The sequence below is a fragment of the Brachyspira alvinipulli ATCC 51933 genome, assembly GCF_000518245.1.
Taxonomy (GTDB): Bacteria; Spirochaetota; Brachyspiria; order Brachyspirales; family Brachyspiraceae; genus Brachyspira; species Brachyspira alvinipulli.
This window is the reverse complement of the sequence record NZ_KI912403.1, coordinates 83,800-104,732: the sequence shown is the minus strand read 5'-3', so window position 1 is coordinate 104,732 and position 20,933 is coordinate 83,800. Positions and strand designations below refer to the sequence as shown.

Here is a 20,933-nt window from a genome sequence, read left to right as displayed (position 1 = left end):
AAAAATTATAAGATTGGAGTTCTCAAATGCGAAAGTTTATTACGGTATTTTTGGTATTATGTTTACTTATGCCTGTAGTAGCTTATGCTCAAGATAATACTCAGATACCGATACCAACTATAGGTTTAAATGTGGCTCAGGCACAGACTCCTCAGCAGGTGAGTTTAGGACTTCAGATATTATTTCTTTTGACTATATTGTCGTTGTCTCCATCTATTATAATAATGACAACAAGTTTTATAAGAGTATCGATAGTATTAAGTTTTGTACAAAGAGCATTGTCGTTACAGGAGACTCCTCCAAGGGCATTAATAATGGGGTTATCTTTATTTCTAACATTTTTTATAATGATGCCCACTTTGACGCAGGTAAATAATGAAGCACTTCAGCCTTATTTAAATGGATCTATAGGTGTTAATGAATTATATAGTAGAGGAATACAGCCTATAAGAATGTTTATGTTCAACTCTTTAAGAGGTGAGAATGGTATGAAGAGTTTGGATTTATTTTTAAGTATAAGTAATACTGATATAAGACTAAGAGAGATTCAAACAGTTGATGATTTGAACAGAATTCCAACAATAGTCGTCATACCTGCATTTATTATAAATGAACTTACTATAGCATTTAAGATGGGTATATATTTGTTTATCCCATTTATTGTTATAGACTTGGTTGTTGCTTCTGTTCTTATGGCTATGGGTATGATAATGCTTCCGCCTATTATGATATCTTTGCCGCTTAAAATAATATTGTTTGTGGCAGTTGATGGATGGAAACTTTTGATACTTCAAATAGTACAAAGTTTTAGATAAAAATTATTTGGCAATTTTATATGGGTAATATATTGTAAGGAAATATTATGAGTGATACTTCGATTATAGTTTTGGTTCAGGAAACTTTATGGGTGTTTATGCTGCTTTCTGCTCCTGTTTTAGGAATATCAATAATAGTAGGTTTGATAATATCAATACTTCAGGCTACTACAAGTATTCAGGAACAAACATTAACTTTTGTTCCAAAAATGATAGCGATGCTTGCTGTAATATATGTATTGGCTTCTTGGATGCTTAATTATACTAGTGCATTTACGGTAAGATTATTTAGTATATTGCCAACTATAGCAAGATAATTATAAACATATTAGGTTAAGGATAATGGATAATTTTGTTAATTTCTTTCAGATTTACCTGCTCATCATGGTAAGATTCATAGCTATTCTTATGGTAGCTCCATTATTCTCTTCTAATGTTATACCTAATAGTATAAAGATGGGATTGGCATTTATAGCTACAGCTACTATATTTCCATTGGTTGCTGACATCACAGTTCAGGCTGCTCCTACATTTGTTGAGTATTTCTTAACTCTTGTAAATGAGGCTCTTATTGGTATATTGATTGGATTCTTAATGTCAATAATATTTGCTGCTTATCAAGTTATGGCGAATTTTTTTGAAATACAAATGGGATTTGGTATATCAGAAACTGTTGATCCTATATCCCAAGTAACTGTTCCTGTATTGGGACAGCTTCAGTCTTTAATAGTAATATTAATATTTATAGCTATAGACGGACCTAGTTGGGTTGTAAGAACTTTGTTTTATAGTTTCAAATCTGTTCCGGTATTAAGCGATGCTTCTAAAGCTGTTTTTATGTCATCGTTTAATGGAGTTATAGATAAAATGATATATTATATGAGTTCTTTATTTTCTATAGCACTTTCACTTGCTTTGCCTATAATGCTTACATTGTTTTTATTATCATTAAGTTTGGGATTATTGGCAAAGGCTGCACCTCAAATGAATATTTTGATGCTTGGTTTTCCTATGCAGATAGCTGTTGGAATAATAACTTATTATATATTAATACCGGTTTTAGTATCTAATTTTATGAAAATATTGGAATACACTATATCTGATGTAAATAATGTAATTACTTTCTTATCCGGAGGTACTATATGAAAAATATAATATCTTCAATATTAGAAATATTAATTATATTAAAAGCAAGAGTTTACAGAAAATATTTACATATAACAGGTAAGGGTTACATATTAACATTATTTGCATCTCCTGAAGATGAAGGAAGAACAGAACTTCCTACAGAGAGAAAGAAAAGAAAGGCAAGAGAAGAAGAGGGTCGTGTTGTAAACTCAGTTGAAATAAATCAAACATTAGTATTAGCGGTAACAATAGCAGTTATAGCATTGCTTACAACATATTTAACTCATACAGTTTCTCAATTTTTTATTAAAATATTGAATAAGATTTCTGCAGCTGATACTACTATGAATATGAATGCTATGCCTGATATGATGCTTGAAATATTTGAATTGATTGCTAAAACAGCAGGAATAGTTTTAGCAGTTGCTTTAATAGTTGGTGTAGGGGTTAATTTAGCACAAACTAAATTCTTATTTACAACTAAAAAATTAAAGCCTAATTTTAAAAGAATAGCTCCAAGCTGGTCAAACTTTAAAGAAAGAGTATTTATTTCACCTCAGAATTTAATGAACTTAGCAAAAATACTTTTCAAAATGATTGTAATATCATTATTAACTTTTACCACTATATATGGTAAAAGTACTGAATTATTTAATATGACCAATATGGAATTGGCACAGGCAATGCATGTATTTTTCTTTATAGTCTTAGAAATGCTAGCTAAGGTTATTATATTTATGATAATAGTTTCTGCCTTCGATTATTTCTTTCAAAGAAGACAGTATATTAATAGTTTGAAAATGACAAAGCATGAGATGAAAGAAGAGTTCAAAGAGATGGAAGGAGATCCTTTGGTAAAAAGCCAATTGCAGGATATGGCTAGAAAAATAGTAAGCAGAACAATGTTAAAATCTGTTCCTGAGGCGGATGTAGTTATTACAAACCCGACTCACTTTGCAGTTGCTTTGAAATATGAAAATGGTGATTATGCTCCTATAGTAACAGCTAAGGGAGCTGATAATATAGCTTTAAAGATAAAAGAAATAGCTAAGAATAATGATGTTCAAATAGTAGAGAATAAACCTTTAGCCCGCGAGCTATTTTATAATGTTGAAATAGGGCAGTATATACCTGAAAAATTATTTCATGTTGTTTCAAAAATACTTGGAGAGGTATATAGAATGCGTAATGAAAAAATGGCAAGGGCTATATAGGAGGAATAAACAGTGGCAACAATGAATGGTGCTAAATCAATTTTGGATTCGATAAAACTGCCTGCTAATATAAGCAGACATAGCGATATAATGTTTGCAGTTGGTGCGGTTATGGTAATAATGATGCTCATTATACCATTACCTTCAATGATTTTGGACTTTTTGCTTATAGTAAATATCGTAATATCTCTTTTAATACTTCTTATGGTATTAAGTTTGAAAAGTGCCAGTGAGTTTAGTGTATTCCCTTCTGTTCTGCTTGTTATGACGGCATTCAGATTAGCATTAAACGTATCTACAACTAGAGCAATTCTAACACAAGGTGCTAATTTTAATGGTAAAGTTATTACATCATTTGCTGAGTTTGTAGTTGGTAATAATATAGTTGTAGGTGTTGTAATATTTATAATACTTATAATAGTACAGTTTGTTGTTATCACAAAAGGTGCAACAAGGGTATCAGAAGTTGCAGCAAGATTCGCATTGGATAGTATGCCTTCAAAGATGATGGCAGTTGAAAGCGAATTGCAGGCGGGAGCTATTACAGATAAAGAAGCTGAAGATAAAAGAAAAAAGATAAGAAGCGAAAGTGATTTTTATGGTACTATGGACGGTGCTTCAAAGTTTGTACAAGGTGACGTTATAGCCGGTATCATAATCACAGTTATAAATATAGTAGGCGGACTTGTTATTGGTATGACTATGAGAGGTGAGCCTTTTGCTCAGGCTGCTGATGCTTATACTCGTTTTACTGTTGGTGATGGTTTGGTAAGTCAGATACCTTCATTCTTTATGAGTTTTGCTACTGGTTTGCTTGTAACTAGAAGCAGCAGTGAGGATAATTTGTCTACTCAGATTGCTGTACAGGTTTTTGCTAAGCCTAAAAACTTATTTATAGGTGCAGGTTTTGCATTCTTCTTAATGCTTTTACCTGGATTCCCAAAAATAGCATTATTTGTTATAGCATTGGCATTATTCCTAGCAGGTTATGCTTTAAGAAAAGAACAGCAGGAGCTTGGTCTTAATGAAGATGGTACTAAAACTGCAGATGCTGAACAGACACAGAGAGGTCCTTTAGATGTAAGTCAGTATTTGAAAGTTGAGAAGATAGAACTTTCTATAGCTACATCATTGGTACCTTTGGCATTAGAGGATCAAGGCGGCGATTTAATACATAGAATAACTCAGGTTAGAAGAGAATTGGCATTAGAGATTGGTTTGGCTGTTCCTCCAGTAAGAATTCTTGATAACACAGTAATAGATCAAGATGAATATACTATCAGTATTAACGGTACAGAAGTGGCTAAAGGTTTCGTAAGACCTAAGATGCTTTTAGCTTTGAACTCTAATTTACAGGAAGAACCATCTCCAGATTGTGAAAAGGTTAAAGATCCTTCATTCGGACTTCCTGCTTATTGGATACATGTTGATGAGAGGGATATGGCTGCTAAGAAAGGATTTATGTTATTTGACCCAACAGCAGTTATAGCAACTCATTTTAGTGAAACAATTAAGAGAAATGCTAATCTTCTTATCGGCCGTGAAGAAGTTCAGAATATGCTTGATCGTATTAAAGATGATCACAAAGCTCTTGTATCTGAAGTACTTGCTGCTAAGCCTCATAATGAAAGTCCTCTTGGATACATACAGAAAGTATTGCAGAATCTTCTTCAAGAGGAAGTTCCTATTAAGAACAGCGTTGCAATATTAGAAGGTGTTGCTGATGCTATATCTATGATGGGTAGTGAACAGGCTACAGAACTTGTAAGAAGCAGGTTAGCTCCTCAGATATCGCAGATGGTTGCAGACCAAAATAAAAATATAAGAGTTATTACATTGAGTCAGCAGCTTCAAAATAATATAGCACAAAATTTGGCAAATACTGGAAATATACAGGGTTCTCAAATGATTGCTATGAGTTTTGAAAGTATGCAGAACTTGATTAAAAATATAAAAGATGCAGTTAAACTTGTTAATGATAATGGAGTTGATGATATAGTATTTTTAACTTCTCCTATAATCAGAAGACCTTTATTCCAATTTATATCTAAGAATGTTGGAAAGTATAAGGTTATAGCTACTACTGAAATAGCACAAGGGTATAAAGTAGAGGGAATTGCAAGTATAAAATAAAATATCTCTTTTAAAGAGTAATTAAGATATAAATATTAATATTTGGAGTTATAACTATGAAAACTATTAAAATATTTGGAAAAAACAGAGAAGAAATTGAAAAACAGGCTAGAGATAAATATGGTGAAAGTTATTTTATCATTAGCGTGAGAGAAAGCAAAAGAAAAAATATTTTCGGCATGATTAAAAAAGAGTTTGAAGTATCTATCGGCGTATTGGAACAGTATTAAATATTATTAAGATAAATTATTAAGATATAAAATTTTATAAGATGATTACAGGAGTAAAAAAATGGTAGACATACGCACTATTAGAGGGAAGGATAAAACTGATGCTTTTGCTAAAGCTAGGGTAGAGTATGGCGGTAATTTTGTTATATTGACAAGCAGAGATATTAAAGTGGGCGGTTTTTTGGGTTTAGGAATGAAAACAGAGCATGAACTTAGAATAATGCTTAACAACTCTATATATGATAGAAAAAATAACAATTCTGATGAAAATAGATCTTCTTATGACGAAGAAGATGATGGTATGCATAGAAGCAAACTTTTAAGTGATAGAATAGAGATGAAAAAGCATGGTACAGAAGCTATTGATGCAAGTGAAATGGCTGATAGAATAGCTTCAATAAGCAGAAGATTAAAAGAGGATTTAAAAAAGAGAAATGCAAACAAGGTAAATACAAATACTTCTCCTGCATTGGATACACCTGCTTTTAATAACAAAGAAGAAAATGCAGAGGAATTAGGTTTTGCTGATGAGTTTTCTAATAAAAATGATAATACAGATATTAGCAATACTTCTGCATATACAGAAAATAATAATACAAGTTTTAATATTAATAGTGCTAATAATTTAGATAGAAATAACAATAATATAGAAAGAAGCAGTATTGAAAGAAGTAATGATAATTTTACTCCTTTGCCTAACTTTAATAATTCTCAATATTCTAATTCTGCATTTTCAAATTCTATATTTGCAAATATGGGAAATGGAATGTCGGCTGATTCTGCTTATACTTCCAATAATACTAATAATAGCTTTTCTCCAATCAATAATTACAGTAATTTTTCTAGCAATAGTTTTATGAACAGTATGAATACTAATGTTCATAGTAATATTAATAATGCTGTGAATAATACATATAATAATTCTCAGCTTAATAGTTCTATAGATGAAAATGTTAAGAGATTAGTTCAAGAACAAATAAAAGATATGGTAAAAGAATATTTGGAAAATAGTATACCAAATATAAATTTAAACAAAAATTATAACTCCAATAATATAAATGATAGATTTAATGATAATGCATATCATCAGAAAACAGAATATAATGACAATGCATTCAACGATGAAGAAAATGATATACAAGATTCTATAGATGAGATAAAAGAGTTTAGAGAAGAAAATAATTTAACTAGAGAACCTAGAGATAAAAAAAGCAGCAATAGAATAAGAAATTATTTTGAAAATAATATGGAAAATGATTCTGAAGTTAATGTTGCTGATGGAATGGAAGAGAGTTTTAACTATTTAAGAAATAGAGAATTCCCTGAAGAGATTTTATTAGACTTAAGAGAATATTTATTAACTTCAAGCAATGCCAGATTTTTTCAATCAAAAGATGTAATTTTAGAAGAGGTTGAAAAATATTTTTCTGAGAGATTGATATTATCAAATGGTATAGACATAGGAGTAAAAAAGAAAATTATAGTATTTGTAGGACCTACAGGAGTTGGAAAAACTACAACAATACCTAAAATAGCAGCTCAGCATATGAAATCTGGTAAAAAAGTTTCATTTGTAACTATAGATAATTACAGAATAGCTGCTGTTGATCAGCTTCAAAGGTATGCCAGCATAATGAAAGTTCCATTTACAAGTGCAAGTACTCCTGAAGCATTAAGGGCTGAAATTAGAAAAATGGACAATTCATCTTTATTATTTATAGACACTATGGGACGTTCTCCTAAAGGTGCTGAGGATATAGTTGCTATGTCAAAATATTTTACTACAGTAGGAAGATTTGACATGGATATTCAGCTTGTTATGAGTTCTACAGCTAAATATAAAGATGCGGTAAAAATATTGAATGCATTTAAACCTACAAATTATAAAGGTGTTATATTAACAAAAGTTGATGAAACAGATTATTTGGCTTCATCGATATGTGCTATAATTAAAAAGAAATTGCCTATTACTTATATTACACATGGTCAGGGTGTTCCTAAAGATATATCTACTGCTAAGAAATATGGATATAAGTTAATTGAAGGATTATTTGGAAAAATATAAAATGATTTTATTAAAAAATGATAAACAACATTAAGGGTATGTTATGAAAGATCAAGCAGATGAATTAAGAAAGATGATGGGTGTTAAAGATAAACGTCCTCAGCGTATCATTAGTATAGCCAGCGGCAAAGGCGGTGTTGGTAAAACAAATATTGCAATTAATTTATCAATAGCATTGCAGCAATTGGGACAAAATGTGCTTTTAATAGATGCAGATCTTGGACTAGGTAATGTTAATGTAATACTTGGAAATATGCCTGAATATAATTTATATCATGTGATAAAAGGTGTAAAAAAACTGCATGAAGTTATACTTGAAACTAATTATGGAATAAGATATATTGCTGGTGCTTCGGGATTTTCTTCTTTAGCCAATCTTTCTGGAAGAGCTTTAAGCAAATTAGTTAATAGTATGGATTCTTTGAATGATGCTGATATAGTTATAGTGGATACAGGAGCTGGAATATCGGATACAGTTTTGTACTTTTTACTTTCATCAGATGAAAGTATTGTTGTTACAACTCCTGAGCTTACAGCTATATTGGATGCCTATGGAGTTATAAAATCAATAGCTCCTGAAAATGCCAATGCTGATATAAAAATATTAGTTAATAGAGTTACTAAGGCTTCTGAAGGTAAGGAAGTTGGTGATAAAATTATAATGACTAGCAAAAAATATTTAGATATGGATATTAAATATTTAGGACATATTTTAGAGGATAAAACTATACCTTATGCTGTTTCGCAGCAGCTTCCTTTTTATCAATATGATAATAAATGTCATGCATCTATATCTATATATAATATTGCTAAAAAGATAATAGATATGGAGTATGATGACGGCAGAGATATAAAAGGTTTTGGCGGTTTTGTTGAATCTTTATTATCATTTGTTAGTAAAAAATAATAATGCAATTGTTATAAAATATTAGAGGTAATCATGAATAATATAGTTGAAAAGGTTAAACAGTATTTTTCTACTAATTTTGGTAAATTGGCTGGAATAATAATAGGTTTATCATTTATAATAACACTTATACTTTCTATTCTTTATAAAAATAGAGTGGATATTTCTATTGTGAAAGCTATTATTTCTGCTATTATAACATCAGGAATATTATTTTTAATTGGAATGGTATTAAAAAAGTATTTAGGAGATGTTATAAATGAATCAGCAGCTCCTTCATCAAATTCAGATATAGATTATGGTGCTATAGATGATAATACTATGGCAGGATATGAAAATCCTAATGATACTATTTTGCCAAATGATGCTTCAAGTAACAGTGATATAAACATTAATACTGACCCTATATCAAATACTGTTCCTAATATTGATAAAAATCAGAAAGTGGATTATCATAATTCCACTGATGATATAGGAAGTATTGTTTTTGGAAGTTCAAACACAAATACTTCACCAACAAGTTATAGTTCTTCAAGCAGCAGTATGTTCCCAGATAAAAAGGTAAAAGATAGTGAAATAATTAAAGAAGTTCATGAGGATCCTGAAAAAGTAGCTAAAGCTGTTAGAACTATGATAGCGAAAGATGAGAAAGAGAATAAGTAAATTAATTGATAATAGAGTGAATTATTATGAAAATGAATAAGAAAGACAAAGATAAAATACCAAATATTACTAATGAAAATGAGCAGGAACACTGGGTGGAGTTTAAAAAAACTCAGTCACCTTTTATACGGGAAGCATTGATCATTAAGTATTCTCCATTGGTAAAGTATGTTGCTAGCAAGGTATCTGTAAAGATGGGCTCTCATAAACATATTGAATTTGAAGATTTAGTAGGATTTGGTACTTTTGGTTTGATGGATGCTATTGATAAATATAATCCCAATAGGGATATTAAATTTAAAACTTATGCTGTTACTAGGATTAGGGGAGCTATATATGATGAGCTTAGAAAATTAGATTATCTCCCTAGATCTATACGTAAAGATGTAAAAGAAATAGAAAAAGCAAGAGAAATACTTGAAGCTAGACTTAGCAGAAATATAAAACCGCAGGAGATAGCAGATATGTTAGGCATTACTATGAGTAAATATAATGAAACTATGAAAAGATATATAGAGGCTTCTCCTACTTCTTTAAGCGATGTTTGGTATGTAGGAGATGATTCCGATGAAATATCTGTTATAGATACTTTGAAATCTAATGATAAAACTAATCCTGAATATTTAGCAGAAAGAGAAGATGTTAAAAATAAGATAGTTGCTGCATTAAAGAGACTGCCTGAAAAAGAAAAGCAGGTTTTGATATTATATTATTATGATGATCTTACATTAAAAGAAATAGGCAGAGTTTTAGAGGTTTCAGAGAGTAGAATATCACAACTGCATACTAAAGCTATACAGGAATTAAGATGCTCTCTTTCAGAGATAAAAAAACAATTATTATAATATAGGTGATTTTTATGAATGAATTAAAAAGAAAAATATTGGAAAGTGATTTTTATAAGAAAGTTTATAATAATAAAAATACACGTTCTGTTGATTTATATGTTAGTTCTTTAGAGAGAGGTATGCAGGAAGCAGCTGCTATATTTCAATGCCCTATATATGAATTAAGCTATAAAGTACTTGAAGAGGGAAGCAAAGGATTTTTTAATATAGGGGCTAAACCTTTCCTTGTAAGATATACTCATATTATATATGAAAGATCCAATATTGCTTTTGGTTCAGGAGTTGATTATACAACAGGAGATGTTGGAGAGAATACTCAGGAGAAAATGGTATTTAATAAAGATACAGAAATAGTTGTAAGAGTTAAGAGAGATGGAGTATTCTTAAAAGTTGTACCTCCGGTTGCTGAAGGCAAAAGAGTTGAGGATATGATGGACTTGGAAAGAAAATTGATAGATGCTGGTATAAAAGAATATGACTCACATCTTGCCAAAAAAATGCTTCATGAACAAACTGGGGTATATGAAAAAATTGCTGAATGGGATGTATCAAAGTCTGCCAACAATGCTAAGATAAGTTATACTATCAGTGATGATAAAATGCGTGCTTATGTTACAGTTACAAAACCTACCAGAGGCGGAAGGGAAATGGATTTGCAGGATGTAAAAGAATTGTTGGAAAACAGCAGTATTACTTTTGGATTCCAAGAAGAAAATGTTGCAAGATGTTTAGAAGAAGGAACTTTTAATGTACCAATACTTGCTGCTGAAGGACGTCCTCCTGTTAATGGTCAGAATGCTAAGATAGAATATTTAGTTAATGTAAATAAGAAAGTTATACCTAAATATATAGCTGAGGATCAAAGTATTGACTATAAAGATTTAAGTATAGTTGAAAATGTTGAGCAGGGACAAAAATTAGCTAGAAAATTACCTGCAACAGACGGAGAAACAGGAAGAACAGTACTTGGTCTAAAAATAGAGACAAAACCTGGTAAAGATATAGATATTAAAGAAGTTTTAGGTGATAATGTTGAATTATCAGATGATAAAGAGTTTATAATTTCTTCTATAAACGGTCAGGTTGTTCTAAAAGGAAAACTTCTTAGTGTTGAACCTATATTTGAAGTATCTGGAGATGTTGGACCTGAAACAGGAAACATCAATTTTATAGGAAGTGTTGTTGTTAAAGGAAGTGTAAGTGATAATTATTCTGTTAAAGCAGAAGGAAATATAGATGTTCATGGAACAGTTGGAAAATGTGACTTGGAAGCTAAGGGTGACATTATGGTTAAACTTGGTATACAAGGTAATGAAAATAGTTTCGTAAAAGCTGGAGGAGATGTTATTGCCAAATTTATACAATTCTCTAATGTTCAAGCTGGAAATAATGTTGTTGTTACTGAGGCGATACTTAATTCTAATATTGATTCTGATAATAGAATAATACTTATAGGTAAGAGAGCTTCTGCAAGCGGCGGAAGACTTAGAGCTTTAGTTGAGGTTAATGGTAAGGTATTAGGTTCCCAAGCCGGTGCTAAAACTTTAATTGAAACAGGTATTAGTCCTGCTAAAAGACGTGCTGTTGATGATTTAGATAAAGAAAAAGAAGAACTTGATATTTCTATTGAAGAAACGGAAAGAAATATTAAGTCTATAGAACAAGCTGCTAAACTCAAGAAATTGGACGATGAGAAAAAAGAACAATTACAAAGTTACAAAGAGCAGTTAGAACAGGCTATAAGCAGAAGAGAAGAAGTTGTATTAAATAGAGAGGCTTTGGTTCAGGAAATGGAAGTTGAAAAAGTTGAATCTACTGTAAGTGCGGGTAAAGAGATGCTTCCTGGAGTACAATTAACTATAGGAAGTGCTGAGTTTTCTATAAGACAAAGCTATAAATCTATTACTTTCTTTGAAGAAGGCGGAATGATTCAAACAGAAAAATATAGAGGCGAACCTAAAAATGATAAAAAAGTTGATGGAGAGGAATAATTAAGAGGTTTATATGTCTTTAAGTATAAAAGAATTTTATATTTCGGTAATTGAATGCGGTATTGATGCTGATCCTAGAGGAAGAAATTTAGTAGAAAAAGAATTAGAAAGTGTAAAAAAAGAATATGACAGATTAGATGATAAGAAAAAGGAATACTTTGATAAAGATAAGCTTTTTAATCCATATTCTGATACTAGAGTATTAAATATTGCAGAAGATAAAAATATCAATAATATTTTATGCGGTATAGACATGCAGACGCCGGAGCTTTTACTTGCTGATAGGCTTAATGAAAAAAACACTAATATAGATTTGGTTATTAGTCATCATCCTAACGGTTATGGTTTTGTTAATTTTTATGATGTTATATCTATGCAGTCGGATAAGAATGCTTTACATGATGTGCCTATAAATGTATCTGAGGCTTTAAGTAATAAAAGACTTAATGAAGTAAGCCGTTCAGTTTTCGGTGCAAATCATTTTAGGGATGTTGATGCTGCGAAACTTCTTAAATTAAATTATATGTGCATGCATACTGTTGCTGATAATTTTGTTGAAAGTTTTTTAACTGAAAAAATGAAAATAGAAAAACCAAATAAATTATCTGATATAATTGATATTTTATATACAATAGAAGAATATAAAATATCTGCTATGCGTTATAATCCTCCTAAAATATTCAATGGATCTAATAATTCTAAAGTTGGTAAAATTATTGTAGATATGACAGGAGGTGCTTCTTTTGATTTTACTATGATAGAAGCTCTATCTAAAGCGGGTGTAGGAACTATAATTGTAATGAATATATCTGATAAACTTCTTGATGAATGCAGAAAATATTATATTAATGTAGTATGTGCTGGTCACATGTCAAGCGATAGTTTAGGTATTAATTTATTATTTAAAGCTGTGAAAGAAAAAACGAAAGAAGATTTCAAAATAATTCCTGCTTCTGGGTACATATTTGTTAACAAATAATTATGAGTAAATATAATAATATACTTTTCGATCTTGATGGCACAATTACAAATTCGGCTTTATCCATAACCAATGCTGTTGTATATTCTATTAAAAAACTTAATGAATTATATAAATTAAATATTAATATTCCAAGTAATGATACACTTAGAAAATTTATAGGACCTTCTCTTAGCGATAGTTTTATAAAATATTGCTATAATGATGAAAAATTATCTATTGAGTTTATTAAATTTTATAGAGAAGATTATAATGATAATGGAGGATTATTCAACTGCACTCTTTATGATGGAATATATGATTTAATTAAAACACTTTTTGAAAATGATTATAAAATATTTTTAGCAACTGCTAAGCCTAAAGAATTAGCATTAAAAATAATAGATCATTTTGATATTATAAAATTTTTTAGCGGTTTTTATGCTCCTGTTATAGGCGGACAAATAAAAAATAAATTGGATGTATTAAAAGAAGCCATTGAAAAAGAAGATTTTGATAAGAGTAAAACAATTATGATAGGGGATAGAATTGATGATATTGATGCTGCCAAAAATGTTGGTATAGATTCTATAGCTGTAAGATATGGATTCGGAAGTGAAGAAGAGTTTGAAAATGCTGTTTATATAGTTAATAATTCTGAAGAAATTTTGAGCATATTAACTAAATAAAATTTCTTCCAATACTTTTTTACTTTTTATATTTCTATTTATATGATTAAACAATGATTTATTCATTATATCTTTAACATTATCTTTTGAATTGTCATATATATTTTCTATCTCATTATTATGAAATAGCTCTATTAATGCAGTATGCTTTATAATTCTCATAAAATTTCTATCATTTTCTGTTATATTTATAGAGTCTCTTATTATGTTTTTGCATTTATTGCATATTAGTCCTCCTTCACTTATAGAATAAAATAAAGCATTATCACTTTCACATAAAACACATTTATCTAAATGAGGAGATATTCCTGCTATATAAAGAATTTTCATTTCAAATGCTGTAATTAAAATATCAATATATTTTTTTTTTCTTCCTTCATCGCTATTAAATGTTTCTTCTAAATTTTCTAATGCATCTAAAATCTTTTCCATTAAAATAAAATATCTGCTGTCAAAATCTTTGCCGCAATAAAGCATAATTTCTCTTATATAGAATACAGCTAGAGATGAATATATGGATTTTTCTAATATTGAATAATTTTTTATAATTGATGATTCTTTTAATATTGATAATTGAGGCTGTTTTTTTTCATAAATACTTATGCTTAGCTTGGATATACTTTCTAAATCTGAACCGAATGCTTTTGAATCTTTTTTAGCTTTATAACATATAGCCTGAAGTATTGAATTATCTGTTAGAAATGATGCTATTATTGAAGAGGTTTTATATTGATTATATGAAAGTAAAAATGCTTTATTATTTTTTATCAATATTATTCCTTATAATAAAAAATTAATAGGGCAGGCTATATTGTATAACCTGCCCCTGCTATGCCATCAGTAGCAATTAAGCTTGATGTATAGCGTTGCTTGGACAAACAGCTTCACAAGCACCGCAATCAGTGCATTTGTCTGGATCGATTTTGTAGATATCTCCTTCACTAATAGCATCGAATGCGCACTCAGGAAGACATGATCCGCAAGCTACACAATCATCATTTATAACACGTGGCATAATTGACCTCCATAAAAAATAAACTGTATTATAATTATAACATAAATAAATAATGAAATCAATATCTATTATTTATATTTATTTGTTATGTATAAGTATATATTAATGATTAATTTGTACTATAATATGTTTTATTTGTTAAAATAAAGTGATTTCTATATATGTTATAAAAAACTATTATCTTGTAAATTTTTTTGATAAATGTTAAAATATACTGGAATATTACTAACTTTTGTAATAATTTTTAGGTTAATTTTATATTTTTTAAGGAGTTAAAAATGGATAAGAAAAAAGAATTTAAAGTCGCAATAGCAGGTTATGGTCATGTTGGTAAGGACACATTAAAAACTATTATAGAAAATAATTCTATTATGGAAAGCAGAACAGGAATAAAATTAACCGTTAAAACCATTTTTAGCAGAAATATTGATAAAGTGAAAGATGATAAATTTTTGGAAACTGTAAAAGTAAAAACTAAAGATTTAAATGATATATTAAATGATGATGATATAGATATAGTAATAGAAGTTTTAGGAGGAATGGATACTGCTAAAGAATTACTTATGAAAACAAAAAAGCCTGTAGTTACAGCAAATAAGGCTCTGCTTGCTAATTGTTTTGGCGAGCTTATAAAGAATAGAAAATCCGATATAGCTTTTGAGGCTTCTGTGGCAGGTGCTATACCTATAATAAAGGCTATGAAAGAAAGTTTAGTTTCTGATAGAATGGAAGGTGTTTATGGTATATTAAATGGTACTTGTAATTATATTTTAACTAATATGACTAAAAATAATTTAGATTTTAATGTTGTGCTTAAAGATGCTCAGGATAAAGGTTATGCTGAGGCTGACCCTACATTTGATATTGACGGAATAGACACTGCACATAAACTTTGCATACTTTCTTCTATAGCTTTTTGTAATGTTATAAGTTTTGATAAAATATTTATTAGAGGTATAAGAAATATTATATTGGATGATATTGTATTTGCTTCAGAGCTTGAGCTTACTATTAAGTTAATAGCTGAGGCTGTTTTGGATGAGAATGATAATGCATATATATATGTTATACCTACAATGCTTAATTCAAATAATATGCTTTCAAAAGTTGATTATGCTTTCAATGCTATAACAGTTGTTGGAGACAGATCAGGTGATACTGTATTTTATGGTTCAGGAGCAGGTGGAAGACCTACAAGCAGTGCTATAGTTTCAGATGCTGTTACTTTGGCTAGAAATACTCTTATTACAGATGAACTTAGAGTACCTATACTTGGATTTGTTAATGAAAATAAAAATGTTAAAGTAAAAGATTTTAAAGAAAAGAATGAAACTTTCTATGTAAGGTTTAAATCAGAAAAAAATGATCTGCTTACTTTTAATGAGGCTTTTTATGATATTAATATTGAGAAGAGTATTGAAAGAAACGGAAACTTTATGTTTATATTAAAGGATTCAAACATTAATGCTATTTTAGAGTCTATAGAAAAAGTTGAAAAAATAGACAATATATTTATAGCTAAAATTAAATAAATATATTAATAAGCATTTGCATATAAGCATCATATTTTATGTGCAAATGCTTTTTATTATAATTTTCTAAGACAATCAAAAATTATAAACGAATCCTTTGCTGATTTTCTCTTTATTTTTACCTTTTTTGAAATCAAAATTAATATTTACTAAATTATCATATTATACATCATCTGCGTTTGAATGACTTCCATCTAACGACCCACCTCTATTAACATAATATAATCATTTGTAACGAATTAAAGCTCTGATGAAAATTCTTCTTCAAGTTTTTTCCTTAATCTTACAACTCTTCTATTTTTATCTTTTGCAATAAGATCATATATTTCTTTGACATTATCTTTTGTTATAGTTATATAATCTTCTTTAGGATAAAAAACTTGCATATATATTTTAAGTCTTGTATGCAATTTATTTTCATCATCACAAATTAAAGTTATATCTTTTAATTTATCTAAATTCCAATTTTCTAAAGATTCATAATGATCAAACTTTTCTGCATATCTAAACATAAACTCTATGTTAGTTACTTTTTTTGTATTCCATTTATCAAGCGGCTGATTAAAACTTTCTGCTGAAAGAAACATACAGTTCATATAGTTTACATTAGATACATTCCAGCTATTTAAAGACTGATTAAATTTTTTGCAATCATCAAACATAAATGACATATTTTCAACATTAGAAGTCTCCCATTTATCTAAAGGCTGATTAAAATTCTCACAACTATTAAACAAAGATTCCATATTTTTTACATTAGATACGTCCCAGTCATTAAGAGGCTGATTAAAAAATGTACAATAACTAAACATATTTGATAAATCTTCAACTTTATTAATATTCCAATTATTTAAAGGCTGATTAAAGTTTTTTACCAGATTAAACATAAAGGACATATCTTCAACATTAGAAGTATCCCATTTATCCAAAGGCTGATTAAAACTTTCTGCTAACTTAAACATACCTCTCATATCTTTTACTTTAGATACATTCCAATCATTTAAAGATTGATTAAAAACTTTTGCCTGCAAAAACATAAATGACATATCTTCAACATTAGAAGTGTCCCACTTATCCAAAGGCTTATTAAAATGAGAACAATATGCAAACATATTATTCATCTTTTTAACTTTAGATACATTCCAATTATTTAAATTAGGATTAAAATCTATTCTTGATAAATCTAAAATAAAATTAAAATCCATATATGCAAACATATAAGACATATCCTCAACATTAGAAACATCCCAATCTTCTATGCCTTCAAAATCTTTTCTTTTACTTTCATGAAAAAGATAACTCATATCAGTTATAAGACTTGTATCAACACAATCAAGCTTTATACCATCAGTAAATACTAATTCTTTCAATTCTTCTTTAGTTGCTGGTTTGTATTTTTTCATAATTTTATCCTAATTTCAATTATGTAGATTATATATACTAAAAATTTTTAACTTTGTCAACTGATTCACTTTATATAAATTTTATCTACTTTTTTGCCGCACACGCTCTGCGACTTCGTCAAAGTGGCAAAAAACGCAATTGCTATAACTTTATATTAAAAACATTCATATTAAATATAAGATATACCTAAAAAATACAGTCTTTTTGGTTCTCGCCGCAGGCGGGCTTCGCCTGTGTCAACACCGAGTAGGTGCCTAATCGGCAAAAGAACTGGGGGTGTGGGGGCAAAGCCACCACAAAGAATAAAATTAAAAATCTAAATTTTGACAAACTTAAAAATTTTCATCATATACCACATTAAATACAATTTCTAAAATTTATTATTTTTTAATAGAGTAGATAACAAAAAATGATATCTACTCTATTATTTATATATAATTAAAATAAATCAGTCAATCTAAAATCAAAAATCATAAATACTAAAAAAGTATAAACAAATCTTTTACTTATTTCTTCTTTATTTTCAGCTTTTTTAAAATCAATAGTAATGTTTACAGGCTCATCATACTCTATATCAGCATAAACTTTTGCAGAGATAGTAAAAATATCTCCATCATTTGCTGGAAATGTATATGTTACAGTACCGTTATCTACTAATACATCATCAGTATCCATATCATATTTTTCAGCAAAAAACTTAAAAGCTCCGTAACTTGCTTCTATATTATTTAATTTATTTATTTCTTTTTCCAAATTATTTTTATCTAATTTTGTAACTGTTAATTGATTTATAGGCTGTACTAACTTATGATCTTCAAGCTGTTTTATCCATTTATCTATAATCTCATCGTCCATTTCAGCAGGGGTTGCCAAAGAGATAAAATTATCAGCATTAATTTTTACTTTTTTATCTTCACAATTTAAATATCTTCCATCACTTGAATATCTAAAAGTTGTTATAAAGTTTTTATCTTTATCATATAAATTCCAGACTAAAGAAGAAGCAAATTTATTCATTAAATAATTATCAATAAAAACTTCTTTGAACAAATCATAACTATAAATATCTCCGTCTATTAATGTTATACCTAAAAGATGAGCATTATGATTAATAAACTTTTGTACTTCTTTTCTTAATTCTTTTATTTCTTCTTTTAAATTTTCATCAAAGTTTTGAGGAATCTTTTTTAATTCTTTGTTACTTTTTATATCAAATAAACTCAAAGAATAATCTTCATTAACAATGAGTTTATAATCATCATTTAATATTTTTTCACCTTTAGAATTAAATCCATAATTAGGCGTGCATCTTAATCTAAATTCAGTATAACCAATTTTCGTTTTTTCAAGTATTTCATTAATCATTCTTCCTGCTTCCTGCTGAATTTCATATATAGTTGTCTCTAAATATATTTTATATAATAAATACTGTGCATATCTGCTTTCTATATTGAGTTTTATTATTATAAGGAAAAGTTGTGAATCAATACCTAATAATATTAATTCAGATATTTCTTTTAAAGCTTCTTCTCCTCCATAAATAGCATAAACAAAATTAGCAATTTCCATGTTTTGATTTTCTAAATAAATTTCTCTAATAAACTTTAAAAATGATTCAAAATCAAGCAAATTAACTATATTATCAATTTTTCCTAATCTTTTAATGTCTCTTTTCAAAGATAAATACTCTGAATATATATATTTTATAACCGTAATATCTACTTCTCTTGATTTATCTTTTATTAAAACATGGCAGTCTTTTATAAATGTAAGTTTTTCATCTTCTTTTTCAGCATTGTATTTTTTTTGAGCATACTTTTCTGCTTTTTCTATAGTTTTAAAATTATAATCTTTTGTAACGAATGAAAGTTCTGATGAAAAATCACTTTCAAGTTTTTTTCTTAATCTTACAATTCTTCTATTTTTATCTTTTGCAATAAGCTCGTATATTTCTTTAACATTAAATTTTGTTATAGTTATATAATCTTCTTTAGGATAAAATGCCTGCATATATACTTTAAGCCTTGTATGCAATTTCTCCTCATCATCACAAAAAGTGCCAACTTCCTGCAAATTATCTAAATTCCAATGTTCTAAAGATTCGTAATTATCAAATCCGTAGGCAAATCTAAATAATCCTGCTGCAGTGTTTAGTTTTTCTGTATTCCATTTATCAAGAGGCTGATTAAATTTTTCAGCCAAATAAAACATACAGTCCATATTTTCCACATTAGATACATTCCAATTATTTAAAGGCTGATTAAATTTACCGCATGAGAAAAATGTATTTTCCATATTTACAACATTAGAAGTGTCCCATTTATCTAAAGGCTGATTAAATTTTTCACATTCTCTAAATAAATCTTCCATATTTGTAACATTAGATACGTCCCAATCATTGAGAGGCTGATTAAAAGCATGACAATAACGAAACATAGTTGATAAATCTTTAACTTTAGATGTATTCCAAGTATTTAAAGACTTATTAAACCTTTTTGCCCAAGCAAACATACAAGACATATCTTCAACATTAGAAGTATCCCATTTATCTAAAGGCTGATTAAAAAATTCACAATGCTGAAACATACCTCTCATATCTTTAACTTTTGATACATTCCAACTATTTAAAGGCTGATTAAATTCTTTCGCACCATAAAACATAAATGCCATATCTTCAACATTTGAAACGTCCCAATTATCCAAAGGCTGATCAAAATTGGAACAGTAAGCAAACATATTATTCATACTTTTAACTTTGGATACATTCCAATTACTTAAATCTGGATCAAAATCTGTCCTTGAGTATCTTCCCATCATATGATAGTCCATATATGCAAACATCATATCCATATTGGTAACATTAGAAACGTCCCAATCTTCTATACCTTCAAAATCTTTTCTTTTACTTTCATGAAAAAGTTTGCTCATATCTGTGATAAGACTTGTATCAACATCATAAAGTTTTATTCCGTCAGTAAATACCAATTTTTTTAATTCTTTTTTTGTTGCTGGTTTATATTTTCTCATAATTTTCTCCCAAATATCTACACTGCTAATTTACTATAGCTTATTTTAATCATTAGATTTAATGTAGGCAACTGAGTAACTTATATTATTTTATATAATCAAAATAAATCTGTCAATCTAAAATCCTAAATTATAAATACTAAAAAAGTATATACCTAAACAACTATATTTTGTTTTAATAACTGGGGCTTTGCGTATCCGTAGGGTAAGCCACCACTTCTTTTGTTGCCACAGGCGAAGCAAAAGGACTGCATTTTTAATCTAAATTTAGATTTTATTATATATAATACATATTATATACATATAAAGCTAAA

Annotated in this window: 17 protein-coding genes and 1 pseudogene; 14 read left to right on the top strand and 4 right to left on the bottom strand. The window is 28.6% G+C overall.

Translation table 11 applies throughout. From position 1 onward, the window contains the following. Nucleotides 1-26: 26 nt before the first annotated feature. From fliP to T324_RS0107855, 13 genes are all read left to right on the top strand, one after another. Nucleotides 27-815: a flagellar type III secretion system pore protein FliP gene (fliP, locus tag T324_RS0107915; protein ID WP_028329748.1), complete on the top strand. Its 789-nt coding sequence runs from the start codon at nucleotides 27-29 to the stop codon at nucleotides 813-815. 47 nt (nucleotides 816-862) lie between these two features. Further along, the gene (gene fliQ / locus T324_RS0107910) at nucleotides 863-1,132 is read left to right on the top strand and encodes a flagellar biosynthesis protein FliQ (protein WP_028329747.1); all 270 of its coding nucleotides are present in this window, start codon (nucleotides 863-865) and stop codon (nucleotides 1,130-1,132) included. A gap of 25 nt (nucleotides 1,133-1,157) precedes the next feature. After that, the gene (gene fliR, locus T324_RS0107905) at nucleotides 1,158-1,961 is read left to right on the top strand and encodes a flagellar biosynthetic protein FliR (RefSeq protein WP_028329746.1); all 804 of its coding nucleotides are present in this window, start codon (nucleotides 1,158-1,160) and stop codon (nucleotides 1,959-1,961) included. After that, nucleotides 1,958-3,157 (top strand): flagellar biosynthesis protein FlhB, encoded by a 1,200-nt coding sequence (gene flhB, locus T324_RS0107900; protein WP_028329745.1) that lies wholly within the window; start codon nucleotides 1,958-1,960, stop codon nucleotides 3,155-3,157. The genes fliR and flhB overlap by 4 nt, the downstream gene beginning before the upstream one ends. A gap of 21 nt (nucleotides 3,158-3,178) precedes the next feature. Next, a complete protein-coding gene (locus T324_RS0107895) occupies nucleotides 3,179-5,290 on the top strand; it encodes a flagellar biosynthesis protein FlhA (RefSeq protein ID WP_038375185.1) in 2,112 nt (703 codons plus the stop codon). A gap of 56 nt (nucleotides 5,291-5,346) precedes the next feature. After that, the gene (locus T324_RS18120) at nucleotides 5,347-5,520 is read left to right on the top strand and encodes a hypothetical protein (protein ID WP_169730108.1); all 174 of its coding nucleotides are present in this window, start codon (nucleotides 5,347-5,349) and stop codon (nucleotides 5,518-5,520) included. Between the two features lie 61 nt (nucleotides 5,521-5,581). Further along, a complete protein-coding gene (locus tag T324_RS0107885; protein ID WP_028329743.1) occupies nucleotides 5,582-7,585 on the top strand; it encodes a flagellar biosynthesis regulator FlhF in 2,004 nt (667 codons plus the stop codon). Nucleotides 7,586-7,628: 43 nt separating this feature from the next. Further along, the gene (locus T324_RS0107880; RefSeq protein WP_028329742.1) at nucleotides 7,629-8,492 is read left to right on the top strand and encodes a MinD/ParA family protein; all 864 of its coding nucleotides are present in this window, start codon (nucleotides 7,629-7,631) and stop codon (nucleotides 8,490-8,492) included. 33 nt (nucleotides 8,493-8,525) lie between these two features. Next, the gene (locus T324_RS0107875) at nucleotides 8,526-9,155 is read left to right on the top strand and encodes a hypothetical protein (protein WP_028329741.1); all 630 of its coding nucleotides are present in this window, start codon (nucleotides 8,526-8,528) and stop codon (nucleotides 9,153-9,155) included. Between the two features lie 26 nt (nucleotides 9,156-9,181). Further along, on the top strand, nucleotides 9,182-10,000 hold the full coding sequence (whiG, locus tag T324_RS0107870) for an RNA polymerase sigma factor WhiG (protein ID WP_038375138.1): 819 nt from the start codon (nucleotides 9,182-9,184) through the stop codon (nucleotides 9,998-10,000). 14 nt (nucleotides 10,001-10,014) lie between these two features. After that, complete coding sequence (locus tag T324_RS0107865; protein ID WP_028329739.1) at nucleotides 10,015-11,994, top strand: FapA family protein; 1,980 nt, start codon at nucleotides 10,015-10,017, stop codon at nucleotides 11,992-11,994. A gap of 13 nt (nucleotides 11,995-12,007) precedes the next feature. Beyond that, nucleotides 12,008-12,973, top strand: coding sequence for a hypothetical protein (locus tag T324_RS0107860; protein WP_028329738.1), 966 nt, complete (start codon nucleotides 12,008-12,010; stop codon nucleotides 12,971-12,973). Between the two features lie 2 nt (nucleotides 12,974-12,975). Continuing rightward, on the top strand, nucleotides 12,976-13,641 hold the full coding sequence (locus T324_RS0107855) for an HAD hydrolase-like protein (protein ID WP_028329737.1): 666 nt from the start codon (nucleotides 12,976-12,978) through the stop codon (nucleotides 13,639-13,641). Here the strand turns inward: T324_RS0107855 and recO are convergent. Then, nucleotides 13,630-14,412 (bottom strand): DNA repair protein RecO, encoded by a 783-nt coding sequence (gene recO, locus T324_RS0107850; RefSeq protein WP_028329736.1) that lies wholly within the window; start codon nucleotides 14,410-14,412, stop codon nucleotides 13,630-13,632. The genes T324_RS0107855 and recO overlap by 12 nt on opposite strands. A 76-nt stretch (nucleotides 14,413-14,488) precedes the next feature. Then, nucleotides 14,489-14,656 (bottom strand): DUF362 domain-containing protein, encoded by a 168-nt coding sequence (locus T324_RS0107845; protein ID WP_028329735.1) that lies wholly within the window; start codon nucleotides 14,654-14,656, stop codon nucleotides 14,489-14,491. A 278-nt stretch (nucleotides 14,657-14,934) separates the two neighbouring features. Here T324_RS0107845 and T324_RS0107840 point away from each other — a divergent pair, with 278 nt between their 5' ends. Beyond that, entirely contained in the window at nucleotides 14,935-16,188 is a 1,254-nt protein-coding gene (locus T324_RS0107840; RefSeq protein WP_028329734.1) for a homoserine dehydrogenase, read from the top strand. A gap of 242 nt (nucleotides 16,189-16,430) precedes the next feature. Here the strand turns inward: T324_RS0107840 and T324_RS0107835 are convergent. Next, nucleotides 16,431-17,591, bottom strand: a pseudogene (locus T324_RS0107835) (BspA family leucine-rich repeat surface protein); the annotation flags it as partial. A gap of 439 nt (nucleotides 17,592-18,030) precedes the next feature. After that, entirely contained in the window at nucleotides 18,031-20,619 is a 2,589-nt protein-coding gene (locus tag T324_RS0107830; protein ID WP_028329732.1) for a BspA family leucine-rich repeat surface protein, read from the bottom strand. Between the last annotated feature and the right edge of the window lie 314 nt (nucleotides 20,620-20,933).

Bases quoted from the DNA above. Each gene is read 5' to 3' on its own strand.
- fliP (WP_028329748.1), top strand. From the start codon at position 27: ATGCGAAAGTTTATTACGGTATTTTTGGTATTATGTTTACTTATGCCT.
- fliQ (WP_028329747.1), top strand. From the start codon at position 863: ATGAGTGATACTTCGATTATAGTTTTGGTTCAGGAAACTTTATGGGTG.
- fliR (WP_028329746.1), top strand. From the start codon at position 1,158: ATGGATAATTTTGTTAATTTCTTTCAGATTTACCTGCTCATCATGGTA.
- flhB (WP_028329745.1), top strand. From the start codon at position 1,958: ATGAAAAATATAATATCTTCAATATTAGAAATATTAATTATATTAAAA.
- T324_RS0107895 (WP_038375185.1), top strand. From the start codon at position 3,179: ATGAATGGTGCTAAATCAATTTTGGATTCGATAAAACTGCCTGCTAAT.
- T324_RS18120 (WP_169730108.1), top strand. From the start codon at position 5,347: ATGAAAACTATTAAAATATTTGGAAAAAACAGAGAAGAAATTGAAAAA.
- T324_RS0107885 (WP_028329743.1), top strand. From the start codon at position 5,582: ATGGTAGACATACGCACTATTAGAGGGAAGGATAAAACTGATGCTTTT.
- T324_RS0107880 (WP_028329742.1), top strand. From the start codon at position 7,629: ATGAAAGATCAAGCAGATGAATTAAGAAAGATGATGGGTGTTAAAGAT.
- T324_RS0107875 (WP_028329741.1), top strand. From the start codon at position 8,526: ATGAATAATATAGTTGAAAAGGTTAAACAGTATTTTTCTACTAATTTT.
- whiG (WP_038375138.1), top strand. From the start codon at position 9,182: ATGAAAATGAATAAGAAAGACAAAGATAAAATACCAAATATTACTAAT.
- T324_RS0107865 (WP_028329739.1), top strand. From the start codon at position 10,015: ATGAATGAATTAAAAAGAAAAATATTGGAAAGTGATTTTTATAAGAAA.
- T324_RS0107860 (WP_028329738.1), top strand. From the start codon at position 12,008: ATGTCTTTAAGTATAAAAGAATTTTATATTTCGGTAATTGAATGCGGT.
- T324_RS0107855 (WP_028329737.1), top strand. From the start codon at position 12,976: ATGAGTAAATATAATAATATACTTTTCGATCTTGATGGCACAATTACA.
- T324_RS0107845 (WP_028329735.1), bottom strand. From the start codon at position 14,656: ATGCCACGTGTTATAAATGATGATTGTGTAGCTTGCGGATCATGTCTT.
- T324_RS0107840 (WP_028329734.1), top strand. From the start codon at position 14,935: ATGGATAAGAAAAAAGAATTTAAAGTCGCAATAGCAGGTTATGGTCAT.
- T324_RS0107830 (WP_028329732.1), bottom strand. From the start codon at position 20,619: ATGAGAAAATATAAACCAGCAACAAAAAAAGAATTAAAAAAATTGGTA.